The organism is Paraburkholderia kururiensis, assembly GCF_034424375.1.
In the GTDB taxonomy this organism is placed as follows: Bacteria; Pseudomonadota; Gammaproteobacteria; order Burkholderiales; family Burkholderiaceae; genus Paraburkholderia; species Paraburkholderia kururiensis_A.
Map to the genome: position 1 here is coordinate 6,139,139 of NZ_CP139965.1, position 14,032 is coordinate 6,153,170.

The following is a 14,032-nucleotide window of genomic DNA, read 5'->3' on the forward strand; positions in this document are numbered from 1 at the left end:
TCCGTTCAATCCAGCGACGCGGCGACGAGTTCGGCCACGTCGAGCACTTCGGGCCTCGGGCCCACCACGCCTTCGAGCATCGCCGTGCAGTTCGGGCAGCCCACCGCGACCACCTCGGCGCCCACGGCGCGCGCGTCGGCGATGCGGATGTCGGGAATGCGCTGTTTGCCCGGAATGTCGGTGAGCGGCGCACCGCCTCCGCCGCCGCAGCAGCGGCCCTGCTTGCCGTGACGCTCCATCTCCACCACCTGAATGCCGATGGTCTTCAGGAGCTTGCGCGGTGCGTCCGTCTCGCCGTTGTAGCGGCCCAGATAACAGGGGTCGTGATACGTGATGCGACGGCTCGCCAGCGCCTCGGCAGCCTTCGGCGCGAGCTTGCCCGCCTCCACCAGTTGCGCGAGCAGCGTGGTGTGATGCAGCACTTCGTAGCGCGCGCCGAACGCGCGGTACTCGTTGCGCAGGCTGTGCATGACGTGCGGGTCCGCCGTGACGATGCGCCGGAACGTGAGCGTGGAAAGCGTCTGGATCATCGTGGCCGCGAGTTGCTGGAACGTCGCTTCGTCGCCGAGGCGCCGCGCGACATCGCCCGTATCGGTCTCGCCGGCGCCCAGCACCGCGTAGTTCACGCCCGCCTTGTTCAGCACCTTCACGAGCGCACGCAGCGTGCGCTGGTAGCGCATGTCGAATGCGCCTTCGCCGGCCACGAGCAGCACGTCCACGGGCTTGCCCGGTTGCGCGAGCGGCGCGTTCAGATCCACCGACCAGTCGTAGCGCGCCGCGCGGTCATAGCCGCCCGCCGTGCCCGTCTCGCGCAGATTCGCGAGCACCTCCGGCCCCTTGCCGGGCACCTCGCCGTGCACGAGCGTCTGGTTGCGGCGCATGTCGACGATCGCGTCCACGTGCTCGATCAGCATGGGGCACTCGTGGACGCAGGCGCGGCACGTGGTGCACGACCAGATCGTGTCCGCTTCGATCAGGCTCGACACGATGGGACGCTGCGGCTCGCCGCCGTGACGGCCCACCGGAATGCCCGGCGTCGGGCTGCCGGCATAGGCCGAATCCGTGCCGCCCACCATGCCGGTCACGAGGTCCTGAATCAGTTTCTTCGGATTGAGCGGCTGGCCGGCGGCGAACGCCGGACACGCCGCTTCGCACTTGCCGCACTGCACGCAGGCGTCGAAGCTCAGCAGCTGGTTCCAGCGGAATTCGACGGGCTTGCCCACGCCGTACTCGTTGTGATCGAGTGCCGGCGCCTTGAGCGCGGTGGGCGGCACGGCCTCGCGTGGCGTCGCTGTTTGTGCTGTTTGTGCTGTTTGTTCCGAAGCGAACCGCTCCTGGCGCGGATGAAACGCGAGATGCAGCAGCCCCGCGATGGCGTGCTTCATGGGACCGCCGCGCGCGGCGCCGAACGTCATCGCGAACGCGCCCGCTGCAATGAGCAGCGCAAAGAGTACGGCGAGCCCGCCCGACATCGCCCCGGCCGGCACCGCCACATAGAGCGCGAGCCCCAGCGCGAACGACCCGAGCAGCCACGGCAGCGTGTTCCAGGGCCCGCGCGAAAGCCGCGCGGGCACGCCCTTCGTGTCGTGACGGCGGCGCCACACGAACACGGCGCCCACCAGCATGACGAGCGCGCAGAGCAGGATCAGGCGGTCGAGCCACGGCGAGTAAATGGCAAGCCCGTAATTGGCGAACACCAGCGCGAACGCCGCAATCGCGCCGCCCGCGGTGGCGATGTGGGTCTTCGCGATGTACGGGTCGCGCGCCACGACGTGATGCAGGTCGACGAAGTAGCGCTTCGGAATGGTCAGCAGGTGCGCGAAGCCGAACGCGCCCGCCGTCGTGGCGCGCCCGAGCTTCCAGTACGACGCGCGCTTCGCCACGGCGAACGCGAGGCCTGCCACCGAAACCCACAACAGCGCGGTGATGAGAAACGCCGGGCTCATGGCTAGAAGTCCTTGCAAAGACGCAGCGCGTCGTAGATGGCGCCGTGAATGTTGTGCATGGAGATGCAGTCGCCCACGCGGAACAGCAGGAAACGGCCGTTGCCGAGTTCTTCGGCAAGCGACGGCTGCGGCTCCGCGGCAAAGAGCTTGTGCACGTCCACCTGGCCGCGATTCACGGACTCGGGCTTGAGCTTCCAGTAGAGCGCATCGTTGGGCGTGACGCCGTTTTCGATCACGACCTGGTCGACCGCGCGCTCTTCCTGTTCCTCGGTGTACTCGTTGCGGATCACGGCGATCTTCTTGCCGTTCTCCTCATAGACGCGATCGAGCCAGTAATTCGGCGTGTGGATCACGCCCTGCGCGTAGAGCCGGCGATAGAAGATGGGGAACGTGGTGCCGCCTACGTCGTCGGCTACCTTCACGTCGGGCGTCACGATCTCCACCTTCGCGCCGCGGCTCGCGATGAAGTCGGCCACGCCGGCGCCCGCATGCGTGCTCACGCCGTCGTAGACCAGCACGTTCTGCATGGGCTGCACCTTGCCCGAGAGAATGTCCCACGCGCTCACGGCGAGCCCTTCGGCCACGCCCCATGCGGGCACCTGCTGCGTGAAGCTCGCGCCGCCCGTGGCCAGCACGACGATGTCGGGCTTCTCGGCCATGATGGTTTTCTCGTCGGCCGCCACGCCCAGGCGCCGGTCCACGCCGAGGCGCTTCGTTTCCATGTCGAACCAGCGCACGATGCCGGCCATCTGTTCGCGCTGCGGCGCCTTCGCGGCGAGCAGAATCTGGCCGCCCACGGCGTCGCCCTTTTCGAACAGCACCACGTCGTGGCCGCGCGAACGCGCCACGCGCGCCGCTTCGAGTCCGGCCGGCCCCGCGCCCACCACCACTACCTTGCGGCGCGGTCCGCGCGTTTTTTCGATGACGTGCGGCATGGTGGCCTCGCGCGAGGTCGCCGCGTTCTGCACGCAGAGCACGTCGAGGCCGTTGTACTGGCGGTCGATGCAGTAATTCGCGCCCACGCACTGCTTGATCTCGTCTTCGCGTCCGTCGCGAATCTTGATGACCATGTGCGGGTCGGCAATCTGGGCGCGCGTCATGCCGACGAGGTCAATCATGCCCGTGGCGAGCAGGCGTTCGGCCTGACCCGCGTCGCGAATGCTCTGCGCGTGCATGACGGGCAGCTTCACCGCCGACTTGATGCCCGCCGCAAGATGCACGAACGGCTCCGGCGGCAGCGCCATGGGCGGCATGCAGTTGGCGAGCGTGTTGTGCGTGTCCGCGCCCGAACCGATCACGCCGACGTAGTCGATCAGCCCCGTTTCGGCCATCGCCTGGGCGATCTCTTTCAACTGCTCGTGGTCGAGACCGTCTTCGTGGAACTCGTCGCCGCACATGCGCAGGCCCACGCAGAAGTCGCGACCCACGGCCTCGCGCACGGCCTTCAGCACTTCGATGCCGAAGCGCAGCCGGTTCTGCAGGCTGCCGCCCCACTCGTCCGTACGGAAGTTCGTGCGCGGGCTCCAGAACTGATCGATGAGATGCTGGTGAGCCGCGGAGATTTCGATGCCGTCCATGCCGGCCTGCTGCACGCGCTTCGCGGCGGTGGCGAAGTCGCCGATGATGCGGCGGATTTCCTCCACCTCGATGATCTTCGCGTTGCCGCGGTGCACGGGCTCGCGCACGCCCGAAGGCGACATCAGATGCGGCCAGTGCTCGCCGTGAAACGCCGAGCGGCGGCCCATGTGCGTGGCCTGGATCATGATCTTCGCGCCGTGCCGATGCATGGCTTCGGCGAGCCGGCCGAGCGGATCGATCACGCGGTCTGTCGCGAGGTTGACGGACTTCCACCATCCTTGCGGGCTGTCGATGGAAACCGGGCTCGACCCGCCGCACACGGCAAGCCCCACACCGCCCCTCGCCTTCTCCTCGTAGTAACGGATATAGCGGTCGCCGGGCAGCCCGCCGGGCTCGGCATAAACTTCCGCGTGCGCCGTGCTGACGATGCGGTTGCGCAGCGTGAGCTGGTTCAGCGTGAGCGGTTTGAACAGGTTGGGGTAACGCATCGCAGACAACCTCGGGCGTGGGTGTGGGGTTTAGTCGATGTGGGCTGCGCCCGGTGCAAAGCCGGTGCGGATCGTTCAGCTGGCGAGCGGCGACACTTCGAACACGCAGTGGTCGTGCCCTTCGGCCGCGCACTGCACTTCCTTCGACTGGGCACGCGGCGCGTGGCCGCTGGCGCCGCTCGTGTCATTGACCCAGTCCATCGCGCCCGCGAACCAGCCGGCGAACATGTAGCAGAGCTTGCCCTCTTTGCCGGGCTGCGCGAGCACGAACGACGAGTGGCGCAGCTCAATGTGTGCGCGTGCACTGGCAGGGTCCGCCTCGACGATGCGGAACAGGCCCCAGCCGCGCTGCGACAGACGCTTCAGGTAATGCTCGAACACCGCCATGCCGCTGATGCCGTGCTGCTTCGCTTCCTTGTCGCACCAGTGGTACGCCGACTTGTAGCCGGCCTGGTACAGGATGCCGGCGTAGGCCTCGCGGCCCAGCGCCTCTTCCACAGCAGTGTGGTTGTTCGTGAAGAAATGACGCGGCACGTACAGCATGGGCAGCGCGTCGGTGGTCCAGACGCCGGTTTCGGCATCGACGTCGATGGGCAGTTGCGGTTGCATCGCGAAAGCTCCGTGGGTGAGCGTGAGGTTCGTTGGCTTGTGATGAATCGTTACGGATGACTATGTATTCGCGTCGGCGTGGTCACGCTTCGAGACTCGACATGCTCGAAGCCTCATGCGCCCCACACGTCGCGGAACACGCGCACCCAGTTCTCGCCCATGATCTTGCGGATGCGCGTCTCGCTCCAGCCCGCGCGCTCCATCGCCTGCGTGAGGTTGGGGAACTCGCCGATGGTGCGAATGCCTTCGGGGTTCACCACCTTGCCGAAGTTCGTGAGGCGGCGGTAGCGGCCCTTGTCGTGTGTAAGCCAGTCGAAGAAGTCCACGCTGTAGCCCTGCGTGAAGTCCGTGCCGATGCCCACCGCGTCTTCGCCGATCAGGTTCACGACGTAATCGATCGCTTCGATGTAGTCGTCGATGGTGGCGTCGATGCCGCGCTTGAGGAACGGCGCGAACATCGTCACGCCCACGAAGCCGCCTGCGTCCGCGATTTCCTTCAACTGTTCGTCGGACTTGTTGCGCGGATGCTCTTTCAGCCCCGAAGGCAGACAGTGCGAATAGCAGACCGGCTTCTTCGAAAACGCGATGGCTTCCGACGACGTGTTGCTGCCCACGTGCGAGAGATCGACCATGATGCCCACACGGTTCATCTCCGTAATGACCTCGCGGCCGAAGTCGGAGAGCCCGCCGTCGCGCTCGTAGCAGCCGGTGCCCACGAGGTTCTGCGTGTTATAGCAAAGCTGCACCACGCGCACGCCCATGTCGGCGAACGCTTCGATGTAGCCGAGGTTGTCTTCGAACGCATGCGCGTTCTGGAAGCCGAGAATCACGCCCGTGCGGTTCTCCTTCTTCGCGCGCGCAATGTCTTCGGTCGTGCGCACGAGCGTGAGCAGTTCGCTGTTCGCGCGAATCTGCTGCTTCATGAGCGCGATGTTGTCCACGGTCTTCGCGAAGCTTTCCCACACCGACACCGTGCAGTTCGCCGCCGTGATGCCGCCTTTTCTCATGTCTTCGAACACCGAACGGTCGAACTTCGAGATGTTCAGGCCGTCGATGATGATGCTGTTCTCGTGCAGGGTGCTCATGCCGTCACTCCGTGGTTCGGGTTCAGTAGATCGGAAAGCGCTCGCACAGCGCGAAGATTTCGCGGCGTACGCGTTGCTCGGTAGGCGCATGGCCTTCGGGGTGCTCGCGCAGCGCGTCGAACACGTCGAGAATGAGGCGCCCGATCTCGCGGAACTCCGCCACGCCGAAGCCGCGTGTGGTGCCGGCCGGCGTGCCGAGGCGAATGCCCGAGGTGACCGTGGGCTTCTCGGTGTCGAACGGAATGCCGTTCTTGTTGCAGGTGATGCCCGCGCGTTCCAGTGCCTGCTCTACCTGCGTGCCCTTGAGGCCCTTCGGACGCAGATCGACGAGCAGCAGATGGTTGTCCGTGCCGCCCGTGACGAGGTCCACGCCGCCTTCTTTCAGCACCTCGCCCAGCGCCTGCGCATTGGCGAGCACGCTGTCGATGTAGGTCTTGAAGTCCGCATGCAGCGCTTCGCCGAAGGCCGCGGCCTTGCCTGCGATCACGTGCATGAGCGGGCCGCCTTGCAGGCCCGGGAACACCGCGGAGTTGATCTTCTTCGCGATGTCTTCGTCGTTCGTCAGCACGAAGCCGCCGCGCGGACCGCGCAGCGTCTTGTGCGTGGTGGAAGTCACCACGTGCGCGTGGCCGACGGGACTCAGGTGACGCCCCGCGGCAATGATGCCCGCGATGTGTGCCATGTCCACCATCAGCTTCGCGCCCACGCTGTCGGCAATCGCGCGAAAGCGCGCGAAGTCGAGCACGCGCGGATACGCGGAGAAGCCCGCGATGATGAGCGTCGGCTTGTGTTCGTGCGCGAGCTTTTCCACCTGGTCGTAGTCGATGCGCAGCGTCTCGCGATCCACGCCGTACTGCACGGCGTTGAACCACTTGCCCGAGAGCGCGGGCTTCGCGCCATGCGTGAGGTGGCCGCCTGCATCCAGCGACATGCCCAGCACCGTGTCGCCCGGCTTCGCGAGCGCGAGCATCACGGCGCCGTTGGCCTGCGCACCCGAGTGCGGCTGCACGTTCGCATAGCCCGCGTTGAAGAGCGTCTTGATGCGATCGATGGCGAGCGCTTCGACCTCATCCACATATTCGCAACCGCCGTAGTAACGCTTGCCCGGATAGCCTTCCGCGTACTTGTTGGTCAGCACGGAACCCTGCGCTTCCAGCACGGCGCGCGAAACGATGTTTTCCGAAGCGATCAGTTCGACCTGCGACTGCTGCCGCTCGAGTTCCTTCAGCACCGCGCTGCGCACGGGCGCGTCGCGTTCGGCGAGGGTCTGCGTAAAGAAAGGGTTGGCGTTCGACATGGGGCGTCCGTTGGTCAGGAAAAGCAGCGTATTCAGGCATGCGAAGCGCAGCGCGCTGACGTTGCCGCATCGTGTTGCTGGTTGCCGTGGCCCGCCAGTACAGGACTTGCAGCTCAGGGCGATCGACGGCTCTATTCTTGTCTTTCGCCTTTTGCGCCAATTGATGAATTCAGACGCGTTCTTTTCCATTTCCGCCATGCGAGTCCGTTTTGGACAAGTCGGCTTTCGGGCGCCGGAAAAATCGGGGCGGAGGGCGAATGCTGCTTCGCAGCGCAAACACCCTCTGCGAGCACCGCTTGCGTGCGGCGTGCGCCCGCCGGCGGTGCCGGGACCGCACAGTGCAGGTGCACAGCACGACCGTGCGAATGCCCGATAAGTGGAATGAATAAGGGTTTGGCCGGGCTTTCGCCAGCGTTTGGCCAGGGTTACAACGTATGGCACGCTTGTTGCCATCAACACGAGAATAAATGCGGCCGTGCCCCACCGGCCGTCACGCCGTAGAGCCGAAGTTAGAGAGTCGAAGGAACATCGCACCATGTCGCCCGACCGTACCGCGTCGTTGTCCCACTTCGCTTTCATGCCGCTGCCCAACTTCACGATGATCGCGTTCACGAACGCCATCGAAGTGCTGCGCATGGCGAATTACCTGAGTGGGCAACCGCTCTACCGTTGGTCGGTCATCAGCCCCGACGGCGGCCTGATTACCGCGAGCAACGGCCTCTCCGTGGATACCGGTCCAGCCGACTGCGTCGGCAAGCCCGACATCGTGTTCGTCTGCGGCGGCATCAACGTGCAGCGCGAAACCACGGCCACGCATCTGGCCACGCTGCGCCGCTTCGCGCGCGAAGGCGTGGCGCTCGGCAGCCTGTGCACCGGCACCTACGCGCTCGCGAAAGCCGGCTTGCTGGCGGGCTATGCGTGTGCGATTCACTGGGAAAACATGTCGGCGCTCAAGGAAGAGTTTCCGGACACGCGCTTCCTGAAAGAGCTGTTCGTGATCGACCGCGACCGCGTGACGTGCACGGGCGGCGTGGCGCCGCTCGACATGATGCTGAACCTCATCGCCTCGCGTATCGGCACGGCACGCGTGACGCAGATCGCCGAACAGTTCATCGTCGAACACGTGCGCGATACGAGCGCACAGCAGCGCATGCCGCTCGTGGCCCGTCTGGGCTCAGCGAACAAGTCGCTGTTCGAAGTGATTTCGCTGATGGAGAACAACATCGAAGAGCCGCTCTCGCGCGAGGAACTCGCGCGGCTCGCGAACATGTCGCAACGGCAGTTGCAACGGCTCTTCCGCGAACATCTGGGCATGACGCCCACGCACTACTACCTCACGCTGCGCCTGCGCCGCGCACGCGAGTTGCTGTTGCAGACCGACATGTCGATCATGCACATCACCATGGCTTGCGGCTTCCAGTCCGCGTGCCATTTCAGCAAGAGCTATCGCGATGCATTCGGCACGGCGCCCACACGCGAACGGCGCAAGCAGGTGGCGCCGCTTGCCGAAGTGGTGGGTACGCCGGGCGCTGTACCGACCTCCGCCGCCGCTGCGCACGGGGCGTTTCTGCCAGCCTGACGCTGTTCCCTATCCGCGCGTTCACGCGAACTGCGCGGTGATCTGCACCGCGCGACGCAGCGCGGTTTGCATCAGCGCGCCGCCCGGCATCTTCTCGAAGTCGATGGCTTCCACCGCGTTGCGCACGATCAGACCAAGCTCCGTACTGCCCTGCATGATGAGACGCCGGCTGAAGAAGAGCGTGTCGGCGTCCACGTCGCGCGCCGCGAGCCGGATGAAGTCGGGGCCGCTCGCCGCGACGATCAGATCCGGGTTGCGGTTGTCGCCGCGCCAGAGTTCGAAGCGGTCCACACCCACCGTGAGTCGCACCGTGAGGCCGATGTCCGTCACCTTCAATTCGTAGAGATGCCCCGCCAGCAGCGCGCGCGTATCGGCGTCGAGCACGGGCAGCACGTGGCGATTGAGCGCCACACAGAGGGCGTATGCGAGCGGCGTAGCGGGCAGACGGGCCGCGCAGTAACGCAGCAGGGGCACAGGGCTCGGTAGTTTCATGCGCGGACTCCGGTCGTGCCTGCTGCGGCGGATGGATTGCCGTTCGATGCGGCGTTTGCGAAATCTGCGCTGCCCGCAGCATTCGCCGCGATACCGGGCTGCCCGAACCAGAATCCATTGCAAGGCGGTGCATCGTGCTGCGCACACGCCTCGCGATATGCATCGCGCGGCGCGAGTTCGCCGTCGCACACCGCCTTGAAGATGTCGAGCACCGCCACCGCGCGATTCGACTGCGGGCTGATGCGCAGTACCGATACGCCTTCGCTCGCCAGAGCGTGTGTGTGGCCGGCCAGGTTCACGATCTGCGCCGTCTGCGTCTGAATGCCGTTGATCGTCACGAACGGTTTGCCGTCCTGAGCAAAGGCCGTCATGCCTTCGGGGTCGTCGATGCAGCGGCGCTCGCAATGATCCTTCTGCAAATGGTGATGCCGCGCGGTGAAGCAGCGTGCCGAAAAGGCGAGCGGCGCCCGGCCGTAAGCAAAATACTCGATCTCGCAGGGCTGCTCGCTCGCCGCGCCGTTCCCGTCCGCGAGGCCGCCGCGAATTTCCGCCAGCGTGGCGCGCGAACAATCCACGGGCGCAACCCAGCGCCGTGCGCCGAGGCTCACGAGCCATTCGAGCATCTGGGCGCTGTAGCAGTTCAGGTGCGGCCCCGCGACGAAAGGCATGCGTCGCGCGACGAGCGCGAGCGCCGACATGTCGTTCACTTCGGGCATGAACTCGCCGTTCTCGGCCAACTTGCGGGCCTGACGCAAGTCCGCTTCCGTTTCGGCGAGCGCGAGTGCGGAAAGCACGACCTCCTTGCCGGCCGACGCCAGTTCGCGCGCAATCGCCACCCAATCGGAAAAGCGCAGTTCGTGGCGGCGCGAACACACCACCTCGCCCACATAGACGATGTCTGCCGCGGAAGCCGCCACGTCGGCGTAAAACGCCATGACGTGGTTGCGGGGCCAGTAATAGAGAATGGGACCGAGCGCGAGCTTCATGAGGCTTACTTCCATGGACGTGAATAGGCGCCGAGCGTGTCCTGCTGGCCCTCGGCAAGCGACCCCAGCGCGGCATGCCAAGTGGCTGCGCGCTGCGCCGCGACACCTTCGCGCGAGAGCGCATCGAGCGCTTCACGCCACACGCGGGTGACGGCTGCCGTATAAGCCGGGCCGCGCTGACGGCCTTCGATCTTCACAGCGGCCACGCCCATGCGTGCAAGCTCGGGCAACAGTTCGAGCGCATTGAGACTCGCCGGCTCTTCCATCGTGTAATAGCGCTTGCCGGCCACTTCGAAGCGACCCTTGCAGATGGTCGGATAGCTCGCCTTGTCGTCTTCGCGATAGCTGTCCACGAGCACGCCGCCGAGGCGCGCATCGAGCCGCTTTTGCGAGCCTTCCTGGCGCTCGACCCACTGCACGTGGCGCGCGGGCGAGCACACGCCGTTGAGGTTCGGCGATTCACCGGTGGCGTGACCCGACAGCATGCAGCGCCCCTCCACCATCACGCACAGGCTGCCGAACGCGAACACCTCGATTTCCACCGATGTCTGCCGCACCGTCTGCTCGACCTGTTCGAGCGAAAGCACACGCGGCAACACCGCGCGCTGAATGCCGAACTCGCGCTGTAAAAAGTTGATGCCTTCGTGATTCGTGACCGACCCTTGTACCGAAAGATGCAGACGCAGTTCGGGATGCTGCCGCGCCGCATAGGCCATCATGACCGGGTCGGCCACGATGGCGGCATCCACGCCCACGCGCGCGGCCAGATCGATGGCCGCGGTCCAGCGTGAGAGGTCGCGGCCATGTGCGTAGGTGTTGATGGCGAGCAAGACTTTGCGGTTCGCGCGATGCGCGTAGTCAATGCCCTCCACGAGCGTGGCTTCGTCGAAGTTGAGGCCGGGAAACGCGCGTGCGTTGGTGTCGTTGCGCAGGCCGACGTAGACGCAGTCGGCGCCGCCGTCCACCGCGGTACGCAGTGCGGGCAGATTGCCTGCGGGGCAGACCAGTTCGGGAATCTTGATGGGCGCGTGAAACGTGCCAGTGGCAGCAGTGGCAGCAGTGACGGAAGGAGAAGCGGATAACGATGCCTGCGCCGCAGCAGCAGGCGGGACGATCGTGCGCATGGGCAACGGCGATCCTCGAAAAATGGAGGGGCAATCATGCCACGCACCCTATACCGCGCATTGCGGCGAACTGACGCGTGAGCTAAGGTTGGGATGTTGTTTTCCCGATTGTTCCCGATTGCGGCAAACAACGTGGCAATTGATTGCGACAACCCCATGCAGCCATCCCGTGCGACCGCATCATGTGGCACTTCGCGCGGCAACCGATGTGCCCGCTGATGTGGCAACGCACCGCTCCTGGTTGTCGCAACGCCGTCGCTATAGTGTCCGGCTTTCCAACCATCTCACTGCGCACCGTTCAGGTCCCTCTATGGCAACCATCGAATCCGAGTTTCAGATTGCGCCGCAAAAGTTCTCGACCGACGTGCTGCTCGAAAAGTACGCCAAAGGCGACGAGCGCACCGCCGACGACATCTACCGCCGCGTCGCGCGCGGCGTCGCCATGGCGGAACCGCAGGCATTGCGCGCGGAAATAGAAGCGCGCTTCGTCGACAACCTGCGCCACGGCGCGCTGGGCGCGGGCCGCATCATGAGCGCCGCGGGCAGCGGCATTGCGGCCACGCTCATCAACTGCTTCGTGCAGCCGGTGGGCGACTGCATTCAGGGTCTGGACGACCGCGGGCTGCCGGGCATCTATGTTGCGCTGCTCCAGGCCGCTGAAACGATGCGGCGCGGCGGCGGCGTCGGCTACAACTTTTCGGCCATTCGCCCGCGCGGTGCTTACGTGCATTCCACCGGTTCCAGCGCATCGGGACCGTGCAGCTACATCGACGTGTTCGACGCCTCGTGCCGCACCGTGGAAAGCGCGGGCTCGCGCCGCGGCGCACAGATGGCCGTGCTCGATTGCGACCACCCCGACCTGCTCGAATTCATCGAAGCGAAACATTCGAAGGGCCGCTGGAACAACTTCAACATCTCCGTAGCCGTGACGGATGCGTTCATGCAGGCCGTGGAAGCCGATCTGCCCTGGCAGCTCGTGCACCGCGCCGAACCGTCCCCGGCACTGCGCGCGGCAGGCGACCTGCATCAGCGCGAAGACGGCCTGTGGGTCTACGCGGAAAAGAGCGCGCGTGCGATCTGGGACATGATCATGCGCTCCACTTACGACGTGGCCGAGCCCGGCGTGGTGTTCATCTCGCGCATGAACGAGGACAACAACCTGCGCGCGATCGAAACGATCCGCGCCACCAACCCGTGCGGCGAACAACCGTTGCCCGCGTACGGCTGCTGCAACCTCGGGCCGCTCAATCTCACGCGCTTCGTGCTGGACCCGTTCGCGAAGCTGCAAGGCGGCGAAAGCACGTTCGACTGGGACGGGCTCGTTGCACGCACGCGCACGCAGGTGCGCTTTCTCGACGACGTGCTCGACATCACGCTCTGGCCGCTGCCCGAGCAGCGCGCCGAAGCGGATGCGAAACGCCGCATCGGCATCGGCTTCACGGGGCTGGGCGACACGCTCGTGATGCTGGGCCTGCGCTACAACTCGCCCGAAGGCCGCGAGTTCGCCACGCGCGTGGCACGCGTGATGCGCGACGCCGCGTATCGCGCCTCGGTGGAACTGGCCCGCGAACGCGGCGCGTTCCCCCTCTTCAACGCCGAGCAATACCTGGCCGAAGGCACCTTCGCCTCGCGCCTGCCCGACGACATCAAAGACGCCATTCGCCGCGACGGCATCCGCAACAGCCACCTGCTTTCCATCGCGCCCACGGGCACGGTGAGCCTGGCGTTCGCGGACAACGCGTCGAACGGCATCGAGCCCGCGTTCTCGTGGACCTACCAGCGCACCAAGGTCATGGCCGACGGCAGCAAGCAAAGCTTCGCGGTGGAAGACTACGCGTACCGCGTGTACCGCGAACTGGGCGGCGACGTGGACGCCCTGCCCGACTACTTCGTGAGCGCGCTCGAAATGTCGGCGCACGACCATCTGCAAATGATGGCCGCCGTGCAGCCCTACGTAGACACGTCCATTTCGAAGACGGTCAACGTGCCCGCCGACTATCCGTTCAACGACTTCGAAAGCCTCTACTTCGACGCGTGGCAAAGCGGACTCAAGGGGCTCGCCACCTATCGTCCCAACGAAACGCTGGGCGCTGTGCTGCATGCCACCGCGCCCGAAGACACGCTCGCCGAAGCCGACTTCGACCCGCTGCGTATCGCCATCGACCATCGGCCCAAGGGCGAATTGCCGGCCATCATTGAGAAGGTCGAATACCTGACGCAGCTCGGCAAGAAGTCGCTCTACGTGGCGGTGTCCTTCATGGAAGTGACGGGCCGCGTGGGCGGCGAGGAAGTAACCATCGAGCGGCCCATCGAGTTCTTCATTCCCGTGGGCCAGCGCGACGAGTCGCAACAGTGGATCACCGCGACCATGCGTTCGCTCTCGCTCGCGGCGCGCGGCGGGTTCGTCGCGCGCAATCTGCAGGACATGCGCAAGGTTTCATGGGACCGCGGCCAGGTGCGGCTGGGCGAAACGCAGCGACTGGACGGCCGCCGCATTCCGCTCTGGCACGACTCCGAAGTGGCGGCGCTCGCTTACGCGATCCAGCAGATCCTGCATCGACGCGGTTTTCTCGATGCCGAAGGCAACCAGGTACCGTCGCGTCTGCTCGCACGGCTGCCGCGCGGCACGATGGCAGGTCATGGCACCACGATGCACGCCGCGGACTTCGAGACCGCAGCTTCCAGCGACACCGGCACCGCGGAAGGAACTGCCACGGCGAGCGCCGGCACGCCCGAGCCGCGCACGATGTTCGGCCGCAAGTGCGGCTCGTGTGGCGCGAATGCCGTAATCCGCAAAGACGGTTGCGATTTCTGCACGGCGTGCGGGGAGATCGGGTCGTGCGGGTGA

10 protein-coding genes are annotated in these 14,032 nt (G+C 65.7%); 2 read left to right on the forward strand and 8 right to left on the reverse strand.

Annotated features, from left to right (window positions below; translation table 11 throughout):
- Nucleotides 1-5 precede the first annotated feature (5 nt).
- From U0042_RS27500 to U0042_RS27520, 5 genes are all read right to left on the reverse strand, one after another.
- Entirely contained in the window at nucleotides 6-1,946 is a 1,941-nt protein-coding gene (locus U0042_RS27500) for a (Fe-S)-binding protein (RefSeq protein WP_114812530.1), read from the reverse strand.
- A gap of 2 nt (nucleotides 1,947-1,948) precedes the next feature.
- The gene (locus tag U0042_RS27505) at nucleotides 1,949-4,012 is read right to left on the reverse strand and encodes an FAD-dependent oxidoreductase (RefSeq protein WP_114812532.1); all 2,064 of its coding nucleotides are present in this window, start codon (nucleotides 4,010-4,012) and stop codon (nucleotides 1,949-1,951) included.
- Nucleotides 4,013-4,087: 75 nt separating this feature from the next.
- Entirely contained in the window at nucleotides 4,088-4,621 is a 534-nt protein-coding gene (locus tag U0042_RS27510) for a DUF5943 domain-containing protein (RefSeq protein ID WP_114812534.1), read from the reverse strand.
- A 113-nt stretch (nucleotides 4,622-4,734) separates the two neighbouring features.
- On the reverse strand, nucleotides 4,735-5,706 hold the full coding sequence (locus tag U0042_RS27515) for a dipeptidase (RefSeq protein ID WP_114812536.1): 972 nt from the start codon (nucleotides 5,704-5,706) through the stop codon (nucleotides 4,735-4,737).
- 22 nt (nucleotides 5,707-5,728) lie between these two features.
- Entirely contained in the window at nucleotides 5,729-7,003 is a 1,275-nt protein-coding gene (locus tag U0042_RS27520) for a serine hydroxymethyltransferase (RefSeq protein WP_114812538.1), read from the reverse strand.
- Nucleotides 7,004-7,538: 535 nt separating this feature from the next.
- Between U0042_RS27520 and U0042_RS27525 the strand changes: the two genes are divergently transcribed.
- Nucleotides 7,539-8,582, forward strand: a complete 1,044-nt coding sequence (locus U0042_RS27525) for a GlxA family transcriptional regulator (protein ID WP_114812542.1) — start codon at nucleotides 7,539-7,541, stop codon at nucleotides 8,580-8,582.
- 21 nt (nucleotides 8,583-8,603) lie between these two features.
- Here U0042_RS27525 and ubiT read toward each other — a convergent pair whose 3' ends face one another.
- The 3 genes from ubiT to ubiU are packed head-to-tail and all read right to left on the reverse strand — an operon-like array spanning nucleotide 8,604 to nucleotide 11,184.
- Nucleotides 8,604-9,074 (reverse strand): ubiquinone anaerobic biosynthesis accessory factor UbiT, encoded by a 471-nt coding sequence (gene ubiT, locus U0042_RS27530; RefSeq protein WP_114812544.1) that lies wholly within the window; start codon nucleotides 9,072-9,074, stop codon nucleotides 8,604-8,606.
- Nucleotides 9,071-10,060, reverse strand: coding sequence for a U32 family peptidase (locus U0042_RS27535; RefSeq protein ID WP_114812546.1), 990 nt, complete (start codon nucleotides 10,058-10,060; stop codon nucleotides 9,071-9,073). Before U0042_RS27535 ends, ubiT begins: the two co-directional genes overlap by 4 nt.
- Before the next feature lie 5 nt (nucleotides 10,061-10,065).
- Entirely contained in the window at nucleotides 10,066-11,184 is a 1,119-nt protein-coding gene (gene ubiU / locus U0042_RS27540) for a ubiquinone anaerobic biosynthesis protein UbiU (protein WP_232833457.1), read from the reverse strand.
- A 310-nt stretch (nucleotides 11,185-11,494) separates the two neighbouring features.
- On the opposite strand from ubiU, the gene U0042_RS27545 reads away from it, so the two are divergent.
- Complete coding sequence (locus tag U0042_RS27545; RefSeq protein WP_114812547.1) at nucleotides 11,495-14,032, forward strand: adenosylcobalamin-dependent ribonucleoside-diphosphate reductase; 2,538 nt, start codon at nucleotides 11,495-11,497, stop codon at nucleotides 14,030-14,032.